Below are 22,899 nucleotides of genomic sequence, written 5' to 3' on the forward strand. Positions count from 1 at the left end.
CATGTCGCGATCATCATGGATGGCAATGGTCGCTGGGCCAAGCGGCGGCACCTGCCGCGCGCCATCGGTCACCAGCGTGGGGTCGAGGCGGTGCGCAAGCTGGTCCGCGAGGTCGAGCCGATGGGGCTCGACTGCCTGACGCTCTATGCGTTCAGCAGCGAGAACTGGAAGCGCCCCGAGGACGAGATCGACCATCTGATGGGGCTGCTGCGCAAGTTCATCGTCTCCGACCTGCCCGATTTCGTCGCCAATGACGTCCGCCTGAAAATCGTCGGCGATTACAAGGCGCTGGCGCCCGATATTGTCGCCATGATCGAAGATGCGCTGGAACAGACCGCCAATGGTTCGCGGATTCTCGCGGTGGCGCTCAACTACGGTTCGCACCAGGAAATCGTCCGCGCCGCGGCGCTCGCGGCGAAGGAGGGCGAGGTGACCGAAGCGAGCATCGCCCGCCATCTCTACACCGCCGATCTCCCGCCGCTCGACCTGCTGATACGCACCAGCGGCGAGGTGCGGCTGTCGAATTTCCTGCTGTGGCAAGCGGCCTATGCCGAGATGATCTTCACCGATGTGCTGTGGCCCGATTACACGCCCGCGCATCTGGCCGAGGCGCTGGCGCAATATGCCGAGCGGGAGCGACGCTTTGGCGGACGCTGAACCGACGCCGAGCGACGAACCGCAGGACGCGCTCGAGGCCGCGCCGGGGCGCAAGCGCGACCGGGTGCGCGCGCGGATGCAGCGCTACGTCAAGGTCCCGGTGTCGATCCGGACCTCGGATCTTCCGGTCCGTGCGGCATCCGCGCTGGTGATGATCGCGTTGGCCGCTGCGGCGGTCTGGGCGGGCGGACCGTGGTTGACCGGGTTCATCGCCGCGGTTGCGCTGGCGACATTTGCGGAATTCGTGCTGCTGGGCCACCGTGCCTTTTCCAGCTGGTCGGGGCGGGGCGTCGCGCTGGTGTTCGGCCTGGCCTATATCGGCTTTGCCGGGCTGTTCCTGACGCAGATGCCGGTGTTCCTGATGGTCGGGGTGATCGGTACGGTGATCTTCGTCGATACTTTCGCCTATTTCTTCGGCCGCACCATCGGCGGCCCCAAGATCGCGCCCGCGATCAGTCCGTCCAAGACCTGGGCCGGGCTACTCGGCGGGGTGGTCGGCGCGAGCCTGTGGCTGGCCGGCTTCGTCTGGGTCTTGGCCGGGCGCGGGTCGTTCGACATGATTGGCTATGATGCGGTCGAGCTGGCGCAGATCGTGGGCGCGGGCGCGGTGTTCGCGGTCGCGGCGCAGGCGGGCGATTTCTTCGAAAGCTGGCTCAAGCGGCGCGCGGGCAAGAAGGATTCCTCCAATCTCATTCCCGGCCACGGTGGGGTGTTCGACCGCACCGATGGGCTGATCCCGGTCGCGCTGCTCGCCGGGCTGATCCTGGCGCCAGCGGCATGACCCGCTCGCTCACAATCCTCGGCGCTACCGGATCGGTCGGAGCCTCGACGCTCGACCTGATCCGCCGCAACCGCGCCGACTGGCGGGTGGTGGCGCTGACAGCCAATTGCAACGTCGCCGAACTGGCAAGCCTGGCGCGCGAATTTTCCGCCGAGATCGCGGTGGTGGCCGACGAAAGCTGCCTTGCCGATTTGCGCGATGCGCTGGCGGGCAGCGGGATCGAGGCTGCCGCCGGGCGCAACGCGCTTTGCGAAGTCGCCTCGCGCCCCGTCGACATGACTGTCGCGGCCATTGTCGGCTGCGCCGGTCTCGCGCCGGTTATGGCGGCGATCGAGCAGGGCGGCACGGTGGCGCTGGCCAACAAGGAAGCGCTGGTCTCCGCCGGCGAAGTCATGACCGCCGCGGTCACGCGCAGCGGCGCGACTTTGCTGCCGGTCGATTCGGAACACAACGCGATCTTCCAGTGCCTCGCCGGAAACGATCTGGCCGAAGTATCAAAGATCACTCTCACCGCCAGCGGCGGCCCCTTGCGGACATGGACGCTGGCGCAGCTCGAAGCTGCCACCCCGGCGCAGGCGGTGGCGCATCCCAATTGGGACATGGGCGCCAAGATCAGTGTCGATTCGGCGACCATGATGAACAAGGGGCTCGAACTGATCGAGGCCCATCACCTGTTTCCCGTCGGGCTCGATAAGCTCGGCATCGTGGTGCATCCGCAAAGCGTGATCCACTCGATGGTCGAGTTCCGCGACCGTTCGACGTTGGCGCAGCTCGGGCCATCCGACATGCGGGTGCCGATCGCCTCTTGCCTCGCCTGGCCGGCGCGCATGGAATCGCCCTGCGAACCGCTCGATCTCGCCGCGATCGGTGAACTGACCTTCGAGGCGCCCGACGAGACCCGTTTCCCCGCGACCAGGCTTGCGCGCCAGGCGGCCGAAGCGGGCGGGGCGATGCCCGCCGTTCTCAACGCCGCCAACGAAGTGGCGGTCGCAGCCTTCCTCGCCGGTAAGATTGGGTTCACCCGGATCGCATTATTGGTCGAGCAGGTGCTGGAAAGCGGAAACCTGCCGCCCGCACCGCACGCGCTCGACGAAGTCCTGATGATCGATCACGCGGCCCGTGCCACTGCTACCTCTTTGCTGGAGTCTGCCTGACTTGGACGCTTCGATCCCCTTCTGGATGTATCTCATCGGCTTCCCGCTGCTGCTGGGCCCGCTCATAACCTTGCACGAGCTGGGTCATTATCTCGTCGGACGCTGGTTCGGGGTCGAGGCCGAGGCATTCTCGGTCGGGTTCGGCAAGGAGATCGCCGGCTGGACCGACCGCCGCGGTACTCGCTGGAAGCTCTCGGCGCTGCCGCTGGGGGGCTATGTCCAGTTCAAGGGCGATATGAACCCCGCGAGCGTTCCCGACGCCAGCGCGACGGACGAAGATATCGTGGGCGGGTTCCATCAGGCGTCGCTGTGGAAGCGCGCTTTGATCGTCTTCGCAGGTCCGGCGACCAACGTATTGATCGCTCTGGTTATCTTTGCCGGCTTCTTCGCTTTCTACGGCCAGCCGGTTGCTGCCGATCCCGAGCGCCAGCTGACCATCGAGGCTTTCCCCGAACAGTCTCCGGCGCGCGATGCCGGGCTGGAAGTGGGCGATCGGATCGTCGCCATCGAAGGCAGTGCGGTGGAAGATTTCTCCGCCGTGCAGGATGCGGTGATGCTTTATCCCGGGCGAACGCTGGCCTTCACGGTCGAGCGCGACGGCACCGAGCGCAGCTATCCGGTCACGGTCCGCGCCGAGGAGATGGAGGACCGCTTCGGCAACAGTTCCAAGATCGGCTTGGTCGGGATCCAGTCGGCCGGGTCGGACTATGTTTACGAACGCGCTGGGCCGATCGCGGCCATCGGGCTGGCGGTCGATCACTCGATCGGGGTGATGGATATGATGCTGACGGGAATCGCGCAGATTTTCACCGGCGAACGTTCGGTTCAGGAGCTGGGCGGGCCGGTCAAGATCGCCAAATATTCCGGCGAGCAGCTGAGCATGGGGGCGATCACCTTCGTCAACTTCGTTGCGCTGATCTCGCTTAACTTGGCATTCATCAACCTGCTGCCAATTCCGGCTCTCGACGGCGGGCACTTGGCTTTCTATGCGGCGGAAGCGATCCGCCGCAAGCCGGTCGGGCAGCGCAGTCAGGAATTGGCGTATCGCACCGGCATGGCCCTCGTGCTCATGCTGATGATATTCGTCACGATCAACGATCTGGTGAGCCTTCCCGTTTTCGGGAATTAGCCGGGGTCAAAGGAAGCGTCGGCCGTCCGTTACGTCGCCTGCAGTGCTTGATTGCATGGGGCGCATCGGGCAAAGGGCAGCGAGCCTGCCCGGATCAGCGGTGTCGCCCCTCCGGGAGATAGCGTATTGTCCGGGTCCGACGAAGTTTATGGGACGGGTATCTCCTTGTCGAACAATACTTATAAGATCTCCGCAGTAGAATCGAAGCGCGCCTGGCGGCTTCCCGCTATGCTGATGGCGGGGACGATCCTCGCGGGTCTGCCGGTCGCGGGCATGGCGCAGGATGCGCCTGCCGATCCGGAAGCCACGCAACCGCCGGCTCCCGCTGCAGCGCAAACTGCCGCTCCGGCCGCCACCCAGCAGGGCGAGATCGTGCAGACGATTTCGGTCGCGGGCGCCCAGCGGCTCGAGGCGCAGACGATCCTGTCCTACATCAGGCTGCGTCCGGGCGAGGAATGGAGCCAGGTGGTCGGCGACGAGGTGCTCAAGGACATCTACGCCACCGAATTGTTCGCCACCGCCGATGTCCGCTTCGAGAACGGCAATGTGCTGATTACCGTGGTCGAGAACCCGGTGATCAACCGCATCATTCTCGAAGGCAACGACCGGATCAAGAACGACAAGATCGTCCCCGAGATCAGGCTCGCGCCGCGGCAGATCTTCACCCGTTCGAAGGTCCGCGCCGATGTCGCGCGGATCATCGAGCTCTACAAGCGTCAGGGCCGCTTTGCCGCGACGGTCGAGCCGCAGATGGTCCAGCTGGCTCAGAACCGCGTCGATGTGGTCTTCGAGATCGACGAAGGCCCCAAGTCCAAGGTCCAGCAGATCAACATCATCGGCAATGAGGCGTTCTCGGACGGCGATCTGCGCGGCGAGATGATCACCAAGCAGGCACGGCTGCTCAGTATCCTGAGTTCCAACACCAGCTACGATCCCGACCGGCTGGCGTTCGACCAGCAGAAGCTGCGCCAGTTCTACCTGACGCAGGGCTACGCCGATTTCCGCGTGGTCTCTGCAGTTGCCGAACTGACGCCCGATCAGCGCGATTTCATCATCACCTATGTCGTCGAGGAAGGCGAACGCTACAAATTCGGCGAAGTGAAGGTCGAAAGCGAGTTGCGCGACTTCGATAGCGCCTCGATGACCGGGCGCCTGCCGATGCAGCGCGGCGACTGGTACAATGCCGAGCAGGTCGAGAACACGGTCGAACAACTGACCGATCTCGCCGGCACCTTCGGCTATGCCTTCGCCGACGTCGCGCCGCAGTTCAACCGCAGCAAGGAAGACCTCACGATGGACGTGACCTTCTTGCTGCGCGAGGCCCCGCGTGTCTATGTCGAGCGGATCGACGTCAATGGCAACACGCTGACGCAGGACAAGGTCGTGCGCCGCGAATTCCGCGTGGCCGAGGGCGACGCGTTCAACTCGCTCCAGGTCAAGCGTTCGGCGGCTCGGATCAATTCGCTCGGCTTCTTCCAAGAGAATTTCGAGATCACCCAAGTCGAGGGCAGCGCCCCGGACCGGATCATCCTCGAGGCCAATGTCGAGGAGCAGGCAACCGGCGAACTGCAGCTGTCGGCGGGCTTCTCCTCGCTCGAGAGCTTCATCCTGCAGGGGTCGATCCGCCAGCGCAATTTCCGCGGTCGCGGCCAGACGGTCGGGCTCAGCCTCAACTATTCGCGCTTCTCGCGCTCGGCGCAGGCCAGCTTCTCCGAGCCCTATCTGTTCGACCGGAATATCTCGGCGGGTGTCGATGTCTATCGCAAGGACTACAGCAATTTCGGGTTCAACCGGAATCGCAACAGCACGTTTGAACAGTCGACCACCGGTTTCTCGCTGCGCGCCGGCGTGCCGCTGAGCGAATATTCGTCTTTGTTCGCCAGCTATACGCTCAACAACGACAATGTCTCGATCGACGAGGGCCGGTTTTTCAGCGATACCGATGGCGACGGAATCGCAACCTGCGATCCGTTCCTGGCCACCCGCTTCCTGTGTGACGCGATCGGCGAGCGGACGAGCTCGATCCTCGGCCTGACGTTCTCGATCGACTCCACCGACAGCCGCCTGCGCCCCACGCGTGGTCGCAACCTCTCGATCACCACCGAATATGCCGGGCTGGGCGGCTCGGTGAAATATCTGCGCGTGCGCGGCAAGGCCGGTCAGTATTATCCGCTTCCTGCCGGGTTCATCCTCGCACTAACCGCGGAAGGCGGCGCAATCCGCAGCTTCGAGGACCGGGGCATTCCGGGAACCGACGATGTCCGCCTGACCGATCGCTTCTTCCTCGGCGAGCCGCAGATCCGCGGTTTCGACATCCGCGGCGTGGGCCCGCGCGTGCTTCGGCGCCCGATAATCGATCCGGACGGCGATGGTATCGGTGAAGTGGTAACCGACCGCGACAGCATTCAGGACGATGCGCTTGGCGGCACCGCTTACTATATGGGCCGCGCGGAAATTGAGATCCCGCTGGGAACCGGTGCGCGCGAATTGGGTCTGCGCCCCTCGGTCTTCCTCGATGTTGGTGGTCTGTTCAACATCACCAACCCCATCCTGCTGCAAAATCCGCTCGGGGGCGAATTTTTCAATCCGCAGCGCGATGCCAACGGCAATCCGATCTTCTTTAAGCCGGGCGCTAATGGTGAGCTTAGCACCACTGTGGCAATCCCGGAGGGCGATCCCATTCCCGAAGGCTTCCTGGCCCAGGGGAACACCATTCCGGCGTTCGAGGAAGTCTTCCTCGGCGACAGCCCAAGCCCGCGCATTTCGGTAGGCATCGGGGTCAACTGGAACTCGCCTTTCGGCCCGTTCAGGATCGATCTAGCTCATGTGCTCAAGAAACAGCCGGGCGATGACACCAAACTCTTTTCCTTCAACGTAGGAACGCAATTCTAATGAAATTCTTTGCCAAATCGGTCGCTTCGGCGAGCCTCGCCGTCGCCGTTTTCGCCGCTGCTCCGGCCAGCGCGCAGGTCCAGGGCAACATCGGCGTGGTCAACATCCCGCTCGCCATCGCTCAAACCAACGCGCTGCGCACTGCCTTTCAGCAGGTCGGAACCACCTATCAGACGCAGATCACCACCATCCAGCAGCGCCAGCAGCAGATCGAGACGCTGTTGACGCAGCTCGACACCAATAGAGATGGCGGGCTCGACGAGGCGGAGCAGGCTGCGGCGCAGGCCACGCCGCAGTGGCAGCAGATCCAGCAGATCGAGCAGGAAGTCGGCCAGCTCAGCAACCAGATCGATCTGGCGCGCGTCTATGCGCTCGAGCAGATCCTGCGCCAGTACAGCCCGGTTCTGCAGCAGGTCGTGACCCAGAACCAGGTGCAGATGGTGATAACACCCGACGCGGTGATCTATTCGGCACCCGCGGCGGACATGACGACCAAGATCGTCGCCGCGCTCAACACCGCGGTGCCGAGCGTGCAGACCACGCCGCCAGCCGGCTGGCAGCCCTCGCGCCAGTCCGTCTCGGTCTATCAGCAGGTCCAGCAGATTTTCGCGATCGCGCAGCAACAGCAAGCGCAGCAGGCTCAGCAGCAGACCCCGCCGGCGCAGCAGCCGAGCGGCCGCTGACCGCTATCGGCACGCGTAAAGAGTGACAGAAATGAGCGATAGCGGCAGCGCCCCGGGCGCCGGATCCGAAGGTTCCGAGGTCAAGAGCCTCGACATCAGGGGGGTGCTGAAAGCGCTGCCGCATCGCTATCCGCTGCTGCTGGTCGATCGGGTGCGCTCGATCGAGCATGGCGAGCGGATCCATGCGGTCAAGGCGGTCTCATTCAACGAGGAGTTCTTCCAGGGCCATTTCCCCGGCGCGCCGATCATGCCCGGCGTGCTGCAGGTCGAGGCGATGGCGCAGGCCGCCGCGATCCTCGGGATCGAGACGCTCGGCCTCGCCGGTTCTGGCAAGCTGGTCTATTTCATGGGGATCGAGAACGCCAAGTTCCGCGCTCCCGTGACGCCGGGCTGCCTGCTCGAGATGGAAGTGGAATTCACCCAGAAGCGCAGCCGGGTCTACAAGTTCAAGGGCAAGGCCAGCGTCGAGGGCAAGACCACCTGCGAGGTCGATTTCACCGCGATGATCGCGGACCCGCCAGCAGCATAGCTTCTGTTTATTGTTTCCGCAGGCCGGATCGCGTGCGGAATACAAAACTTCGGTTGCTTTCCGAAACAACCCAAACTAGACGCGCGCCTTCCCGATACACAGCGGGGCCGGTCGGAACCGGTCCTCACGCTTGGAGACACGAGCCATGAAGGCCGAAACCCATCCCGATTACCACACCATCAACGTCAAGATGACCGATGGTACCGAATTCCAGACTCGCTCCACCTGGGGCAAGGAGGGCGACACGCTCTCGCTCGACATCGACCCCACCAGCCACCCGGCGTGGACCGGCGGTCGTCAGCAGCTGCAGGAAGGTGGCCGCGTTGCCGCCTTCAACAAGCGCTTTGGCGGGCTCAGCCTCAAGAAATAATCCCCGGTTCCTCCGCATCGGCGGGGGCAGGGTTCACCAGTTGCGGCCGCAAGGTCGTGAGGGAGGGCGGTCCGACGGGGCCGCCCTTTCCGTATCCGGGCCCTTTTCAGCTTCTGGATCCAGGGCTCGAATCTAGATGTAGGGCCGTTCGCGGTACCATTTGGTGATCACGTATTTGCGGCCCTTGCGCACCTTCATTCCGTGGTGGAGCGTGTTGGGATTGCCGCGAGGAAAACCGTCCGGATCGGGGCGGCGGTTGTTCCAGCACACCAGCTTGCCCGCCTCCGGGGCAAAGCTCTTGCCGATGGTCTTGAAGCGGGTCGCGCCGCCGGCCTCGACCTCGTTGAGATAGACCATGAAGGTCCAGGTCCGTTGTCCGGCGACCGCGCAATATTGTTCGTAATCCTGACCGTCGGGATTGAACCAGTCGCAATGGGGTTTGAATTCCTGTCCGACATCGTAGCGCTGGCCCTGCACGGGTTCGCCATGCACCGGATTGATCCCCGACAGCGCCAGCAGCCGCTCTTCCAGCGCCTGCACGGCGGGATTGCCGGGAGCGAGGTCGCAGGTTTCGCTGGTGCGGAAATAGCGGTCGCCATTGTCGTCGGCGATTGTGGAAGGGCGGCGATCGGTCTCGATCATCTCGATCAGCTGGCTGCACAGGTCGGGATCGATGAAGCTGCGCAGCTGGAACAGTTCGAGCCTGTCGGTCGGTACGCGTTGCGCGCCTTTGTGGGCGAGCAGCCGCGCCGCCGAGGATTCGCCTGGGGAGTTCATCTCCCCGATCCTTATCGATCCGGTCGCCAGGAACAAGCCGGGCGAAACCGACCGGGAAAGATAATTGCGCCAGCCGATGTCGAGACGCCTTTTTCCCTTCCCATCCAGCCCGCCATATGCAACAGGCACGCGCCGCGCCCCCAAGCCGCTTGACGCTTGGGTTCAGCGCAGTAACAGCCCCCACTTCACGGGCCCGGTACATGGCCGGCCCGGGGGCATGTGGCGATCGTAGCTCAGTTGGTTAGAGCGCCGGTTTGTGGTACCGGAGGTCGCGGGTTCAAGACCCGTCGATCGCCCCATTTTCCCCCCATCCGCGAGCCCCGCCGGGCCGCAATTGCACGAAGCGGGCCCGCGGGCTGCGCTCATTCTGGACGGGATCGATACCAATATGACGGCATTCTGGACCGAAGCGGATTACGACGACCACGAACTGGTCCAGCTCGTCCGCGATCCCAAGTCCGGTCTGACCGCGATCATCGCGCTCCATTCCACCCATCTCGGACCCGGTGCCGGCGGAACGCGGTTCTGGCATTATCCCGATCCCAAGGATGCCATTCGCGACGCGCTGCGGTTGAGCCGCGGCATGAGCTACAAGAACGCCATGGCCGGGCTGCCGATGGGTGGCGGCAAGGCCGTGATCCTGGCCGACGCGGCCAAGGGCAAAAGCCCCGAAATGCTCGCAGCCTTTGCCGATGCGGTCGAAGCGCTCAATGGCCAATATGTCACCGCCGAGGATGTCGGCATCTCCGAAGCCGATATGGCGCTGGTTGCCGAGCGCACCCAATATGTCTCCGGCCTTCCCAACAGCGATGCGGCTGCGGCTGGCGGCGACCCGGGACCCTTCACCGCGATGGGCATCTATCACGGCATCAGGGCGGCGGTTCGCCACAAGCTGGGCAAGGACAGCGTCGCAGGCGTCCATGTCGCGATCCAAGGCACCGGCAGCGTCGGTGGCGGAGTCGCCCGCCTGCTCGCCAAGGATGGCGCGCGGCTGACCCTGTCGGACATCCACCGCGACCGGGTCGAAGAACTCGCGCGCGAGCTCGATGCCGAGACCTGCGCCAGCGATGCGGTTATGGGCGTGACCTGCGATGTCTTCAGTCCCAACGCGCTGGGCGCGGTGCTCGACGACGACGGTATCGCGCGGCTTGATTGTGCGGTGGTCGCGGGCGGGGCCAACAACCAGCTTGCGCGCGCACACCACGGCCAGCTGCTGGCCGAGCGCGGCATCCTCTACGCCCCCGACTACGTGATCAACGCCGGCGGCATCATCAGCGTCACCCTGGAATATCTCAGCCGCCGAGAAGGCAAGGATTGCGACATCAACGAAGTCCGCAAGCGGCTCGCGCAGATCCCCGGACGGCTCGAGGAAATATGGACCGAAAGCGACATTAGCGGCGTCTCGCCCGACCAGGTCGCGGACCGGATGGCACAAAAGCTGATCGGACGCTGATCCGGGCTCTTGCACCCGGCGCGGGAGCCTGTCAGAATGGTGATATCCGATGCATGGCTTCGCCAATCCCAAGCGCTTCCTGTCGCTGGCCCGCTGGCTGACCCCTTTGCTGCTGGTGGGCGGACTGGTGCTCGTAACCGGCGCTCTGCTGTGGGGGTTTTTCGTCGTTCCGCCCGACCGGCTGATGGGCGAGACCGTGCGCATCCTTTTCCTCCACGTCCCCGCCGCCTGGCTTGGGATGGGCGGCTGGTCGGCGATTGCGCTTTCCAGCCTGGTCTATCTCGTCTGGCGCCATCCGCTCGCCAATCTGGCGGCGCGCGGCGCGGCGGTGCCGGGGCTGGTGTTTACTGCGCTGTGTCTGATCACCGGATCGATCTGGGGGCGTCCGACCTGGGGAACATGGTGGGTTTGGGACGGGCGGCTGACCAGCATGCTGGTGCTGGCGTTCCTCTATCTGGCCTATATCGCGCTGGCGCAGGCCGCCGAGCGCGAAGGCGTGAGCCCGCGGATCCCGGCGATCTTCGGATTGTTGGGCGCGGTCAACATCCCGATCATCAACCGTTCGGTGGTATGGTGGAATTCTCTTCACCAGCCGCCCAGCATTACCGCCGGGGGCAGCAGCATCGATGCCGAGTTTCTGGTCCCACTGCTTGTCTCGGTGCTTGGCTTCTCGCTACTGTTCGGCGCGATCGTGCTGATGCGGATGCGCGCCTTGCTGGCCGATGCCCAAGCCGACTCGCGGCTGCGGCGCAAGGCGATGGAGGCATGAGGTGATCCGCGAAGCGCTCGACCAGTGGGATTTCGTTCTTGCCGCCTATGCGGTGGGGGTGATCGGCATCGTCGCGATGACCGGCTGGAGCTGGCTGGCGATGCGCCGCGCCGAACGCCGCCGCGACCTTGCCCGCGACCGGATGCGCGGCCAGTGAGCGCGCTCAAACCCAAGCACCAGCGCCTCGTGCTGGTCGTGGTCGCGCTGATCGCGCTGGTCGCGGCGGGGCTGCTCGCGGCCTATGCGCTGCGCAGCCAGGCGAGCTATTTCTACCTCCCCGAGCAGATGCGCGACGACCCGCCGGCGATCGGCCAGGCGGTCCGGCTGGGCGGCATGGTCGAGGAAGGCTCGCTGGCGACCGACGCGGACGGTTTCACGCTGCGCTTCATGGTCGCCGGCAATGACGGCGCGCGGGTGCCGGTGCAGTTTGCCGGGATCGCGCCCGATCTGTTCGTCGAGGGCTCGGGCGTGGTCGCCGAAGGTCGGCTTGCCCCCGGCGGGATCTTCATCGCCGACAACCTGCTGGCGAAGCACGACGAGAATTACGTCCCCCGCGAACTGGAAGGCATGACCGGGCTCGAGGCCGCGGAATTCGCCAAAGACACCACGGTCGGGCTCGAATGATCGCCGAACTCGGTCTTGCCGCACTGTGGCTCGCCGCCGCTCTGGCGGGGCTGCAGACGATCGCCGGGTTCCTCTCCGTACGCGCGGGCACGACCACCGAGCTCGGCGGGCTGATCCGCCCGGCAGCGGTGGTTCAGGGCGTGTTCGCAGGGCTTTCCTTCTGCGCGCTGCTCTATGTCTTCGCGATCACCGACCTGTCGGTGAAGCTGGTCGCGAGCCATTCGCACGCGCTCAAGCCGATGGTGTTCAAACTGTCGGGCGCTTGGGGCAATCACGAGGGCTCGATGCTGCTGTGGGTCACGGTGATGGCGCTGGCGGGCGCTCTGATCGCGGTGGTCGAGCGACGCCTGCCCGACCGCACCATGCAGGCGGTGCTCGCGGCGCAGGGCTTCGTGGCGCTGGGGTTCTACGCCTTCCTGCTGCTCAGCTCGAACCCGTTCGAGCGGTTGCCGATCCCCGCCGCCGAGGGGATGGGGCTCAACCCGCTGCTGCAGGATATCGGGCTCGCCTTCCACCCGCCGACGCTCTATTTCGGATATGTCGGTCTCTCGATCGCCTTCAGTTTCGCGGTCGGCGCGCTGATCACGCGCGAGGTCACCCCGGCCTTCGCCCGCGCGATGCGGCCCTGGGTGCTGGGCGCCTGGGTGTTCCTCACCGTCGGGATCACTGCGGGCTCATACTGGGCCTATTACGAGCTGGGCTGGGGCGGCTGGTGGTTCTGGGACCCGGTCGAGAACGCCTCGCTGATGCCGTGGCTCGCCGCGACCGCGCTGCTTCATTCGGTCAGCGTGCTGGCCGCGCGCGACGCCTTGCGGGTGTGGACGATCATGCTCGGCGTGGTCGCCTTCTCGATGAGCATGCTCGGCACCTTCCTCGTGCGATCGGGCATCCTCACCAGCGTCCATTCCTTCGCGGTAGACCCCGAGCGCGGAACCTTCATCCTGCTGCTGCTGGCGCTCTATATCGGCGGCGCGCTGCTGCTGTTCGCGCTGCGCGCCAGCACCATCTCCGAAGGCAAGCGCTTCGCCATCGCCAGCCGCGAGGGCGCGCTGGTGGTCAACAATGTCATGCTCAGCGCGATCCTCGCAATCGTCCTTCTCGGCACGCTCTATCCGCTGCTCACCGAAGCCTTCGATATCCGCGTCTCGGTCGGGCCGCCCTATTTCAACCCCGTCGGGGCGATCTTCGTCATTCCGATGCTGCTGGTGATGGCGGTCGGCCCGCTGCTGCGCTGGCGCGAAGACCGGTTCGCGCGGATCTCGCGCGAGATGATCGTGCTGGGCGCGATCCTGGTGGTCGCGCTGGTGCTGATTGCAGTCCTGGGCGATGTCGCGCTGCTGCCGTTGCTCGGGCTGGCGGTCGCGGCAATGCTGACCGTGGCAAGCTTCCTGCCGCTGCGCGGGCGCAAGCTCACGCGCGTCCCGATCGCGACCTGGGGCATGGTGGTGGCGCATTTCGGGATTGCGGTGGCGCTGTTCGGCATGGCCAGCGAAAGCGCCTTCACCAAGGAGCGCCTCGCCGCGCTGGCACCGGGCGACACCACCCAGGTCGGCCAATGGGCGGTTACGCTCGACGCCATCGTCCCGGTCGCGGGGCCCAACTGGACCGCAATCGAAGGCCAGCTCAGCGCAAGGATCGGCGATGGCGAGCCGATCTCGATGCGCCCGCAGTCGCGGACCTTCTGGGCGCCGCCGCAAGTCACCGCCGAAAGCGTGCTGGCCACCCGCTGGAACGGCCAGTTGTATGCGGTCATGGGCGAGTCGGCGGGTGACGGACGCTGGCAGGTGCGCCTGTGGTGGAAGCCATTCGTGACGCTGATCTGGTATGGAGGCCTGCTGGTGGCGCTGGGCGGAGTGCTGGCCATCATCGGCCGGGTCAGGGATGACCTGAAGAACCGCAGCGTGCTCCGCCGCGCCGCCGAACGCCGCGAGGACATGCGCCCCGAGGACATGCGCCCCGAGGACATGGGTTCCGAAGACATGGCTTACGAAGATATGCGTTCCGAGGACATGCGGCCCGAGGAGAGCGCGCTATGAGCGGCTGGCGCCTGTGGGTTCCCCTGCTGATGTTTGCGGGCTTCTTCGGTGTGGCCGGTTACCAATTGTCGCAGCCCAAGAACGAATTCATCGAGAGCCGCATGGTCGGCCGCGAACTGCCCTATTTCGATCTGCGTCCGGCCACCACCGACCTGCCCGGGATCGCCAGCGCGCAGTTCGGCGACGGCCAGCCGCGTCTCTTGAACATATGGGCGAGCTGGTGCGTCCCCTGCATCGCCGAAGCGCCTTATCTCGAGCAATTGCAGGAGCAGGGCGCACCGATCGTCGGCATCGCCATCCGCGACCGGCCCGAAGATGTCGCACGCTTCCTCGAACGCCATGGCAATCCCTATGTCGCGGTCGGGGCCGACGATTTGTCCGAAGTGCAGTTCGCGATTGGATCCTCGGGCGTCCCCGAAACCTTCGTGATCGACGGGCAGGGCCGGATTACCCACCAGCATATCGGCGACATTCGCGAAACCGATGTGCCGGTGCTGCTTGAGAAGCTGCGGGAAGCGGGCGCATGACCGCTTTGCGCCCGTTCTCCGCCGCTGCGCTGCGACAGGCCCTGATGGCCCTGATGGCGCTGCTGATGCTGTCTCTGGGGGCGCCACTGCTCGCGCAGCAATCGCTTCCGCCTGCACCCTATGCCAATCGCCAGCTCGACGACCCGGCTCAGGAAGCCATCGCGCATGAGCTGATGGCGACGCTGCGCTGCCTCGAATGCCAGTCGCAGGCGATCAACGACAGCGATTCGCCCATGGCGGGCGACATGCGCCACCAGGTCAGGATCAGTGTCGCCTCGGGCGAGCATCCCGAGGCGATCCGAGCCTGGCTGATGGAGCGTTATGGCGATTATGTCAGTTACACGCCGCAGGTCAGCGCAACCACCTGGCCGCTTTTCGTGGTGCCGCTGTTGATCCTGCTGGTGGCCGGCGCGATCTTCTGGCGCCGCTTCGCGAGGCGCGCATGACCTGGCTGCCGATCCTTGCGCTGGCGGGTCTTGGGTTCCTTGCCGCGGCCTTGCTGTTCGGTCTGGCACGCAGCGGCTGGACGCTGTTCGGCGCGACGCTGCTGTTCGGGCTGACGGGCTATGCGCTGCATGGCGCGCCCGGCCAGCCGGCGGCCCCGAGCGTCGATCCGGAGCGGGTGGTGGAAACCGGCGAACTGATGGTTGAGGCAAGACGCGAGTTCTACGATCCCGTAGGCTCGATGCCGTCGCGCTACGTCGTCAGCTCCGACGGTTTCGCCCGGCGCGGACAATACGAGGATGCAGCAAATTTCCTGCGCAACGCCGTGGCCGAGAATCCCGCGGACGACGAGGCCTGGGTCGCACTGGGCAATGTGCTGGTCGAACACGCGCAAGGCCAGCTCAGCGCCGCCGCGCTGTTCGCCTATGCCCGCGCCGAGGAACTCGACGGCGACAATCCCGCCCCCGGCTATTTCGTCGGCCTGGCGATGCTGCGGCAGGGCGAGTTCGCGCAAGGGCGACGGATGTGGGCGGATATTCTCGCCGACGCGCCAGCGGACGCTCCGTGGCGCCCGGGTCTGGTCGAACGGCTGGACCGGCTCGACACGCTGCTGTCCGGAGGCGGGATACCCCCCGCCACCCGCTAGGCCGGATGGGGCCGCTGTGTTGCCCGCCCGAAACCTTCCTGCTAAGCGCCCCCACCTTGCGGAGCGGCACTGCTGCCGCGCGCGAAGGGGCAACCACATGAGAGCAGGGACGCCGCACCTATGAGCGAAAGCCAGGTGCCCCAGAAGCACCCGTCCGCCGAGGGCACCGGCGGAACACCGGGCACAAGCGGTGTCGGCAAGAAGGCGACCAAGGGCGCGCTTGCCGTCGGCGCGATCGGTATCGTCTTCGGCGATATCGGCACCAGCCCGCTCTATGCCTTCCGCGAAACCTTCGCGGGATCGCATCCGCTGGCGCTCGACAGCATGCATATCCTCGGCGTGGTCAGCCTGATCTTCTGGTCGATGACGTTGGTCGTCTCGCTGCAATACGTCACCATCCTGATGCGCGCCGACAACAAGGGGCAGGGCGGCAGCCTTGCGCTGGTGGCGTTGATCTCGCGGCATATCAGCGGCTCGCGTTACGGCTGGCTTGCGGTGCTGCTGGGGGTATTCGCGACCTCGCTGTTCTATGGCGATTCGATGATTACTCCTGCGATCTCGGTGCTTTCGGCGGTGGAGGGGCTGACCGTGGTGAATCCCGACATGGAGGAACTGGTCATCCCTATCGCGCTGGTGCTGCTGATCGGGCTGTTCGTGATCCAGAAGCGCGGGACCGCCAAGGTGGGCGCGCTGTTTGCGCCGGTGATGATCGTCTATTTCGTCGTCATCGCGGGGCTCGGGATCAACCAGATCCTCCAGCATCCCGAAGTGCTGTGGGCGCTCAATCCCTATTACGCAGTCAATTTCTTTGTCATCGACGGCTGGCTGGCATTTCTCGCGCTGGGTTCGGTCGTGCTGGCGGTGACGGGGTCGGAAGCGCTCTATTCCGATATGGGCCATTTCGGTCGCGGGCCGATGCGGCTGTCTTGGTTCGGCTTCGTCATGCCCTGCCTGCTGCTCAATTATTTCGGCCAGGGTGCCATGGTGATGAGCCTGCCGCCCGAGATGGCGCAGGAAGCGATCCAGAATCCGTTCTTCTTCCTCGCGAGCGAGGATTTCCGATTGCCGCTGGTTCTGCTGGCGACGGTTGCGACCTTCATCGCCAGCCAGGCGGTCATCTCGGGCGCGTTCTCGATCACCCATCAGGCAATCCAGCTGGGTTTCATCCCGCGCCTCTCGATCCGCCACACCAGCGAGACCGAGGCCGGACAGATTTACATTCCGGTGGTCAATTGGGCGCTGATGGTCGCGGTGATCATCCTGGTGCTGACCTTCCAGAATTCCTCCAACCTCGCCGCCGCCTACGGGATCGCGGTGACCGGCGCGGTAACGATCGACACGCTGCTGATGGCGGTGCTTTTCGTCGGGGTGTGGAAATGGAAATGGTGGTACGCCGCGCCGGTGGTGCTGGTGTTCCTGATCGTCGATGGCGCCTATTTCGCCGCCAACCTCACCAAGGTCGCCGATGGTGGCTGGTTCCCGCTGGTGGTCGGTCTGTTCGCCTTCACCCTGCTCACCACCTGGGCACGGGGGCGCAAGCTGATGCGCGATCGCATGACCGAGGTTGCGCTGCCGATCGAGATCTTCGCCAAATCGGCCAAGAACAGCACCACCCGCGTGCCGGGCACCGCGATCTTCATGGCCAGCCAGACCGCCGGCGTACCCTCGGCGCTGCTGCACAACATCAAGCACAACAAGGTGCTTCACGAACGGGTGGTGATTCTGACGATCGATATCGCCGACGAACCCTATGTCGACGAGAACGCCCGATGCGAAATGCACGATCTGGGCGACGGCTTCTATCGCGCGGTGCTGCACTACGGCTTTATGGAGGAAACCGACGTGCCGAAGGGGCTCAAAAGCATGTCGCGCTGCGGCGGGGAATTCGACATGATGAACACCAGCTTCTTCCTCAGCCGCCAGACGCTGATCGCCAGCGACAAGCCGGGGATGCCGATCTGGCGCGAGAAGATCTTCGCCTGGATGCTGCGCAATTCGGCGACCGCGATGGAGTTCTTCCGGCTGCCGACCAACCGCGTGGTCGAGCTGGGAAGCCAGGTGGAAATCTAACGGCGCTGGAGTGGGGCCGGGTTATTCCCCGGTGGGGGGCTGGTCCTTGAGCACTTCGTCGGCGTCTTCCAGCGCGAGCCCGTGCTTGAGCAGCATCGGGATCTGGGTGAAGGTGAACACGAAGGTCAGCGGCATGAAGACCCAGATCTTCGCCCACAGCCAGCTTTCGAAACTCAGCTGCGCGCGCAGCACCTCGTTGAGCACCGCGAGCGCGAGGAAGAACATCCCCCAATTGCGCGACAGCTTGAGCCAGCCCTCCTGGGTGACCCCTTCGAAGGCGGCCTCGAGCAGGGTCTGCAGCAGCGCGCGCCCGCGGGCGTAGCCGACCAGCAGCACCACCCCGAAGAAGATGTAGATCGCGGTCGGCTTTACCTGGATGAAATCGGGATCGCGCAGCCAGATGGTGAGCGCGCCGAAGCCGACGATCAGCGCGGTCGAGAGCATCAGCATCGGCGAAATCTTGCCGAACTTCCATTTCGAGAACGCCAGCGCGACGACTGCGGCCACCATGAACGCCACGGTGCCGTAGATCACCGCGGCGATCTCGCCCAGCGGACCGGGTTCGTCGGGCGCGGCGAACTTGTAGGCGCCGAGAAACACCAGCAACGGCCCGTAATCGACGAGGATGTTGAGCCAGCCGGTCTTGGGCTTGGGTTCATTCGTGGCGGTTGTGGGCTCGCTCATCACGCGACCCCCGCGATCACGCGCGCGACCAGATCGGGGTCGAAGGGGCGCAAGTCGTCGATTTTCTCGCCGACGCCGATGGCATGGATCGGGAGCCCGTATTGCTCGGCCGCCGCGACCAGCACGCCGCCGCGCGCGGTGCCATCGAGCTTGGTCATCACCAGCCCGGTGACCCCCGCCATTTCGCGAAACACGTCGATCTGGTTCAAGGCATTCTGTCCATTCGTGGCATCGAGCACCAGCAGCACATTGTGCGGCGCATCGGGGTTGAGACGGCCGAGAACCTTCCGGATCTTGGTCAGTTCGTCCATCAGCTCGCGTTTGTTCTGCAGCCGCCCGGCGGTGTCGACGATCAGCACATCGGTGCCGCGATCGGTCGCTGCCTTGACTGCATCGAACACGATGCTCGCCGGATCGCCGCCCTCGTGTCCGCGTACCAGCGGCACGCCCACCCGGTCTGCCCAGGTGGCGAGCTGGCCGATGGCGGCGGCGCGGAAGGTGTCGCCCGCGGCCAGCATCACCGAATAATCGTCTTCCTGGAACAGATGCGCCAGCTTGGCGATGGTGGTGGTCTTGCCGCTGCCGTTGACCCCGATCACTAGCACCACCTGCGGGCGCGGGAAGGCAGTAATCTCGAGCGGGATCGCCACCGGGCGCAGGATCGCCGCGATCTCCCCGGCGACCGCTTCCTTGAGCTGTTCGGGCGAGATCTCCAGCCCGAAGCGCTTCTCCCGCAGCTTCTCGCGGATTCGCGCCGCGGCCGAGGGTCCGAGATCCGACATGATCAGCGCATCCTCGACCTGGTCGAGCGTCGCATCGTCGAGCCGCGCGGTGCCGACCGCCTCGGTGAGGTTTTCAGCCAGCCGCTGCTGGGTCTTGCGGAAACCGCCGAACAGCCGCTCGCTCCAGCTCGTCTCGCTCATGTCAGCAGGCCGTCCTTGATAGTCTTGGGGGTGATAGCGACAATCGAGCCTGCGGGCGTCCCGGGGGGCAGCGCCACGCGGGCGAAGCCGGGCGTGTAGCCGGTCCCGTCGCGTTCCGCGAGGACGGCGGCGGGCTTTTCGACCAGCGTTGCCAGCCACTCGCTGCGCGCCTTCGCCACCGCCTCGCGCAGTTCGGCGGCGCGCTGCTTGATCAGCAGACGGGCAAGCTGCGGCATCCGCGCGGCGGGGGTGCCGGGGCGGGGCGAGTAAGGGAAGACATGGCCGTGGACGATGTCGAGCTCGCGGATAATCGAAAGACTGGCGGCGTGGTGCTCGGCGCTTTCGGTCGGAAAGCCGGCGATGAGATCGGCGCCGATTGCGAGATCGTGGCGGCGCTCGCGCAGCCGCTCCACCAAAGCCACGGCATCGCCGCGCAAGTGCCGACGCTTCATCCGTTTGAGGATGAGATCGTGGCCGTGCTGCAGCGACAGATGGAGATGCGGCATCAACCGGGGCTCGTGCGCGAAAAGCTCGAACAGCAGCGGGTCGATCTCGATCCCGTCGAGCGAGGACATCCGCAGGCGTTGCAATTGCGGGAAGCGGTCGAGGATCGCTTGAACCAGCGTGCCCAGAGCCGGGCGCTCGGGCAGATCCTGCCCCCAGCTGGTGACATCGACCCCGGTCAGCACCACTTCGGCGGCGCCCTGGTCGCAATGGCGTTCGACCTCGGCGCAGACCTGATCGACGCTCAGCGAGCGGCTGGGTCCGCGCCCCTGCGGGATCACGCAGAAGGTACAGGCGTGGTCGCAGCCGTTCTGGACCGCGATGAAGGCGCGGGTGTGGAGGCTCGCCACCGGAGCGGGGCGCGCAGGCACGTTCCAGGCGCGCGGATCGAGCTTGGCGGTGTTGGCGATCAAGCCATCGACCTCGGGCATGGCGGCGAGCTGTTCGCGTTCGATCTCGGCGGCGCAACCCGTCACCAGCAGTCGCGCATCGGGATACGCCCGGCGCGCCTTGCGGATCGCCTGCCGGGTCTGACGCACCGCCTCCATCGTGACCGCGCAGCTGTTGACCACCACCAGATCGCTGTCCGCGCCCAGCATGGCGCGGATATCCTCGCTTTCGGACAGGTTGAGCCGGCAGCCGAGCGAGATCACCTCGGCGCTCACGCGTAGTCTTCCCATTCGAAGGAGCCGCGATAGGCTTCGCTCGCGGGGCCGGTCATCACGATGCTGGCACCCGCCGCCGGGTTGGTGTCCGCCCATTCGATCGTCAGCGGACCGCCGGGGAGCACGACGGTGACCCGGTTGTCCACCAGTCCGCGCCGCATCGCGACGACCGCGGTGGCGCAGGCGCCGGTGCCGCAGGCGCGGGTCAGCCCGGCGCCGCGTTCCCACACCCGCAGGCGGATTCGGCTGCGGCTCTCGATGGCGGCGCAATTGACGTTGACGCGCTCGGGGAACAGCGGATCGTTCTCGATCGCCGGGCCGACCTGCTCGAGAGCGATTGCATCGCAATCCTCGACGAAGCAGACGACATGCGGGTTGCCGACATTGACCGCGCCGGGATTGTCCATCACCTCCCAGCCGACCGGCATTGAGGCCGTATCCATCGGATAGGCGAGCGGGATCGCATCCCACTCGAAGCGCGGCCTGCCCATATCGACCCGTGCGCCTGCGTCATCGGGTTCGACGCTGATGATTCCGCCTGCGGTTTCGACCCGCGCCGCGCTGCCATGGAGCAGCGCCACCGCACGCGCCGCATTGCCGCAAGCGCCGACTTCGCCACCATCGCTGTTGAAGATCCGCATCCGGAAATCGGCGTCGGCGCTGGGTTCGAGCAGCACCAGCTGGTCGCAACCGATGCCTTCGCAGCGGTCCGCCAGCGCCGCAGCGATGCGCGCGGTTATTGGCGGCAGGGCATTGAGGCGCGCATCGAGCACGACGAAATCATTGCCGAGGCCGTGCATCTTGATGAAGGGAACGCGCATGTCTGCGCGCATCTATGCCGCCGGGCGGCGAATTTCCACCCCGTGGCGCGTCAGATCGCGCGATTGCCGATGATCGCCTGGGGCGGTTGGTCGGCGGTTTCGGCTTCGACCGCGGACAGCAGGCCGCTGTTGTGGAGCCGGGTCAACACTTCGTCGGCGGGTTCCGGGCGACCGTAGTGGTAACCCTGGCCCTTGAGCTGACCCATCTTGCGCAACATTTCGAGCACCGCCTCGTTCTCGATTCCCTCTGCGGTGATCGGCATCTTGAGCCCGTTGCCCATCGAAATGATGGCATCGACCAGCTGGGGCCCCGCTGCGCCGCCGCCGTTGAGTTCGCGGATGAAGCTGCGATCGATCTTGAGCCGGTCGAAGGGCAGCGAGCGCAATTGCGACAGGCTGGCATAGCCCGTGCCGAAATCGTCGAGGCTGACCCGCACGCCCTGATTGCGCAGGCTCGTGATCATGCTGCGCACCAGTCCGACATTGTCGTGCAAGGCGCTTTCGGTAATCTCGATCTCCAGCCGCGAGGGCGGGAAATTGTGCTGCAGCAGCAACTTGAGCAGCTTTTGCGCAAACCACGGATCGCGCATCTGCACCGGCGAGATATTGACCGACATGGTGAGTTTGGGGTTCCAGCGCTTGGCGTCTTCGAATGCCTGCCTCATCAGGTTCTCGGACATTTCCGCGACCACGCCGATTTCCTCCGCGATGGGAATGAAGATATCCGGGCCAACCACACCCAGCTCGGGCGAAAGCCAGCGCGCGAGCATTTCGAAACCGACCAGTTCGCCGGTCTCGAGATCGATCTGCTGTTCGTAGAAGGGGACGAATTCTCCCTTCGCGATTCCCTTGCGGATGCCGCTTTCCAGCTCGTTGCGGAAGCGCAATTCCTGCTCCATCGCCGGTTCGAACCAGAAGAAGCGGTTCTTGCCCTGCTTCTTGGCCTGATACATCGCGATATCGGCCTTGTGGATCAGCCGGGTGGAGACATCCGCGTCCACCGGATTGACGAGATTGATGCTGCTGGCGATTCCCACCGACATGGTGATCTCGATGACGGCATCGTCCACAGTGATCGGCTGGGCCACGCGCTCGATCAGCAGCGAGGCGAGATGTTCGACCTTGCCGGGCATGACGGGGTCGTAGACCACCGCAGCGGCGAATTCGTCGCCGCCCAGCCGCGCGAGCAGGGCATCGGCGGGCAGGATATCGCCCATCCGTTCCGAAGTTTCGGTGAGTACGGCATCCCCGGTGTTGTGGCCGTTGACATCGTTGACCTGCTTGAAATTGTCGAGATCGACGAGGATGATCGCCAGTGCCCTGCCTTCGCTTTCGGCTGCCATGAGCAGCTCGGCCATGGCCGGAGCGATGCTGCGGCGGTTGTAGCAGCCGGTCAGAGGGTCGATCTGCGCGAGGCGCCGGGCTTCCTCTTCCGAGCGGCGGCGGTCGCCCAGTTCCGCGTTCATCGACTTGTAGCGGTTCCAGCCGAGCAGGATCAGCGCGATGTTGAGCAGCAGCGCGCTGCTCAGCATCGCGTCGGGCTGTTCGGCCAAGCCGCGCCAGGCGCTCACCAATTGCGGTACGACCGTCCCACCGGTGCCAACGAACAGGATGATCGCAGCGGCAGCGATGCCGAGGGCGACGACATCGCGTTCCCGGCGGCCGGCCTGGGAGAATTTGTCGGTCACCGCTTGGCGGAATGACGTTGGTTCAGACAAGTTTCGCCCCCTTCGTGCTGAGCGACCGCGGAACCTATGCCCG

Annotated in this window: 23 protein-coding genes and 1 tRNA gene; 18 read left to right on the forward strand and 6 right to left on the reverse strand. The window is 65.2% G+C overall.

All coding sequences use genetic code 11. The features are described from left to right. The first annotated feature begins 15 nt into the window (after window positions 1-15). The 8 genes from uppS (at window position 16) to rpmE (ending at window position 8,195) form a co-directional block, all read left to right on the forward strand. Entirely contained in the window at window positions 16-657 is a 642-nt protein-coding gene (gene uppS / locus A9995_RS12110) for a polyprenyl diphosphate synthase (protein WP_067613639.1), read from the forward strand. Beyond that, window positions 644-1,438 carry a phosphatidate cytidylyltransferase gene (locus A9995_RS12115; protein ID WP_233998201.1) on the forward strand — a complete coding sequence of 265 codons (795 nt, stop codon included), beginning with the start codon at window positions 644-646 and terminating at the stop codon, window positions 1,436-1,438. Before uppS ends, A9995_RS12115 begins: the two co-directional genes overlap by 14 nt. Beyond that, window positions 1,435-2,592, forward strand: a complete 1,158-nt coding sequence (locus A9995_RS12120) for a 1-deoxy-D-xylulose-5-phosphate reductoisomerase (RefSeq protein ID WP_067613373.1) — start codon at window positions 1,435-1,437, stop codon at window positions 2,590-2,592. Before A9995_RS12115 ends, A9995_RS12120 begins: the two co-directional genes overlap by 4 nt. 25 nt (window positions 2,593-2,617) lie before the next feature. Then, window positions 2,618-3,721: an RIP metalloprotease RseP gene (gene rseP / locus A9995_RS12125; protein WP_199797267.1), complete on the forward strand. Its 1,104-nt coding sequence runs from the start codon at window positions 2,618-2,620 to the stop codon at window positions 3,719-3,721. Between the two features lie 228 nt (window positions 3,722-3,949). After that, window positions 3,950-6,613 (forward strand): outer membrane protein assembly factor BamA, encoded by a 2,664-nt coding sequence (bamA, locus tag A9995_RS12130; protein WP_067613375.1) that lies wholly within the window; start codon window positions 3,950-3,952, stop codon window positions 6,611-6,613. Next, window positions 6,613-7,296, forward strand: a complete 684-nt coding sequence (locus A9995_RS12135; protein ID WP_067613379.1) for an OmpH family outer membrane protein — start codon at window positions 6,613-6,615, stop codon at window positions 7,294-7,296. Before bamA ends, A9995_RS12135 begins: the two co-directional genes overlap by 1 nt. Before the next feature lie 31 nt (window positions 7,297-7,327). Continuing rightward, entirely contained in the window at window positions 7,328-7,825 is a 498-nt protein-coding gene (gene fabZ / locus A9995_RS12140; RefSeq protein WP_067613381.1) for a 3-hydroxyacyl-ACP dehydratase FabZ, read from the forward strand. Window positions 7,826-7,970: 145 nt separating this feature from the next. Further along, window positions 7,971-8,195: a 50S ribosomal protein L31 gene (rpmE, locus tag A9995_RS12145; protein WP_067613387.1), complete on the forward strand. Its 225-nt coding sequence runs from the start codon at window positions 7,971-7,973 to the stop codon at window positions 8,193-8,195. Window positions 8,196-8,327: 132 nt separating this feature from the next. On the opposite strand, the gene A9995_RS12150 is transcribed toward rpmE, so the two are convergent. Then, window positions 8,328-8,972: a 2OG-Fe(II) oxygenase gene (locus tag A9995_RS12150; protein ID WP_067613646.1), complete on the reverse strand. Its 645-nt coding sequence runs from the start codon at window positions 8,970-8,972 to the stop codon at window positions 8,328-8,330. A gap of 222 nt (window positions 8,973-9,194) precedes the next feature. Here A9995_RS12150 and A9995_RS12155 point away from each other — a divergent pair. The 10 genes from A9995_RS12155 to A9995_RS12195 all read left to right on the forward strand — a co-directional run bounded on the left by A9995_RS12155 (window position 9,195) and on the right by A9995_RS12195 (window position 17,541). Next, window positions 9,195-9,271, forward strand: a tRNA-His gene (locus A9995_RS12155). A gap of 89 nt (window positions 9,272-9,360) precedes the next feature. Continuing rightward, entirely contained in the window at window positions 9,361-10,425 is a 1,065-nt protein-coding gene (locus A9995_RS12160) for a Glu/Leu/Phe/Val dehydrogenase dimerization domain-containing protein (protein ID WP_067613648.1), read from the forward strand. A gap of 49 nt (window positions 10,426-10,474) precedes the next feature. Continuing rightward, entirely contained in the window at window positions 10,475-11,194 is a 720-nt protein-coding gene (ccmC, locus tag A9995_RS12165) for a heme ABC transporter permease CcmC (RefSeq protein ID WP_067613389.1), read from the forward strand. Between the two features lies 1 nt (window position 11,195). Beyond that, window positions 11,196-11,351 (forward strand): hypothetical protein, encoded by a 156-nt coding sequence (locus tag A9995_RS17095; RefSeq protein WP_168157396.1) that lies wholly within the window; start codon window positions 11,196-11,198, stop codon window positions 11,349-11,351. After that, window positions 11,348-11,818, forward strand: a complete 471-nt coding sequence (gene ccmE / locus A9995_RS12170) for a cytochrome c maturation protein CcmE (RefSeq protein ID WP_067613392.1) — start codon at window positions 11,348-11,350, stop codon at window positions 11,816-11,818. Before A9995_RS17095 ends, ccmE begins: the two co-directional genes overlap by 4 nt. Next, entirely contained in the window at window positions 11,815-13,854 is a 2,040-nt protein-coding gene (locus A9995_RS12175) for a heme lyase CcmF/NrfE family subunit (protein WP_082992697.1), read from the forward strand. The genes ccmE and A9995_RS12175 overlap by 4 nt, the downstream gene beginning before the upstream one ends. After that, a complete protein-coding gene (locus tag A9995_RS12180) occupies window positions 13,851-14,381 on the forward strand; it encodes a DsbE family thiol:disulfide interchange protein (RefSeq protein ID WP_067613394.1) in 531 nt (176 codons plus the stop codon). The genes A9995_RS12175 and A9995_RS12180 overlap by 4 nt, the downstream gene beginning before the upstream one ends. Continuing rightward, window positions 14,378-14,827 (forward strand): cytochrome c-type biogenesis protein, encoded by a 450-nt coding sequence (locus A9995_RS12185; protein WP_233998202.1) that lies wholly within the window; start codon window positions 14,378-14,380, stop codon window positions 14,825-14,827. Before A9995_RS12180 ends, A9995_RS12185 begins: the two co-directional genes overlap by 4 nt. After that, window positions 14,824-15,471, forward strand: a complete 648-nt coding sequence (locus A9995_RS12190; protein ID WP_067613400.1) for a tetratricopeptide repeat protein — start codon at window positions 14,824-14,826, stop codon at window positions 15,469-15,471. Before A9995_RS12185 ends, A9995_RS12190 begins: the two co-directional genes overlap by 4 nt. Before the next feature lie 120 nt (window positions 15,472-15,591). Next, on the forward strand, window positions 15,592-17,541 hold the full coding sequence (locus tag A9995_RS12195; protein ID WP_067613402.1) for a potassium transporter Kup: 1,950 nt from the start codon (window positions 15,592-15,594) through the stop codon (window positions 17,539-17,541). 21 nt (window positions 17,542-17,562) lie between these two features. Here the strand turns inward: A9995_RS12195 and A9995_RS12200 are convergent, their stop codons facing one another. From A9995_RS12200 to A9995_RS12220, 5 genes are read right to left on the reverse strand one after another with little or no spacing between them, the layout of a single operon-like run. Further along, a complete protein-coding gene (locus A9995_RS12200) occupies window positions 17,563-18,225 on the reverse strand; it encodes an inner membrane-spanning protein YciB (RefSeq protein ID WP_067613404.1) in 663 nt (220 codons plus the stop codon). Continuing rightward, window positions 18,225-19,148 (reverse strand): signal recognition particle-docking protein FtsY, encoded by a 924-nt coding sequence (gene ftsY, locus A9995_RS12205; protein WP_067613406.1) that lies wholly within the window; start codon window positions 19,146-19,148, stop codon window positions 18,225-18,227. The genes A9995_RS12200 and ftsY overlap by 1 nt, the downstream gene beginning before the upstream one ends. Beyond that, window positions 19,145-20,332, reverse strand: a complete 1,188-nt coding sequence (locus A9995_RS12210; RefSeq protein WP_082992698.1) for a MiaB/RimO family radical SAM methylthiotransferase — start codon at window positions 20,330-20,332, stop codon at window positions 19,145-19,147. Before A9995_RS12210 ends, ftsY begins: the two co-directional genes overlap by 4 nt. Further along, the gene (gene dapF, locus A9995_RS12215; protein ID WP_067613652.1) at window positions 20,314-21,138 is read right to left on the reverse strand and encodes a diaminopimelate epimerase; all 825 of its coding nucleotides are present in this window, start codon (window positions 21,136-21,138) and stop codon (window positions 20,314-20,316) included. Before dapF ends, A9995_RS12210 begins: the two co-directional genes overlap by 19 nt. A 50-nt stretch (window positions 21,139-21,188) precedes the next feature. Then, window positions 21,189-22,826 (reverse strand): bifunctional diguanylate cyclase/phosphodiesterase, encoded by a 1,638-nt coding sequence (locus A9995_RS12220; RefSeq protein WP_145916940.1) that lies wholly within the window; start codon window positions 22,824-22,826, stop codon window positions 21,189-21,191. Window positions 22,827-22,899 lie beyond the last annotated feature (73 nt).

The organism is Erythrobacter sp. QSSC1-22B, assembly GCF_001678665.1.
Lineage (GTDB): Bacteria > Pseudomonadota > Alphaproteobacteria > Sphingomonadales > Sphingomonadaceae > Qipengyuania.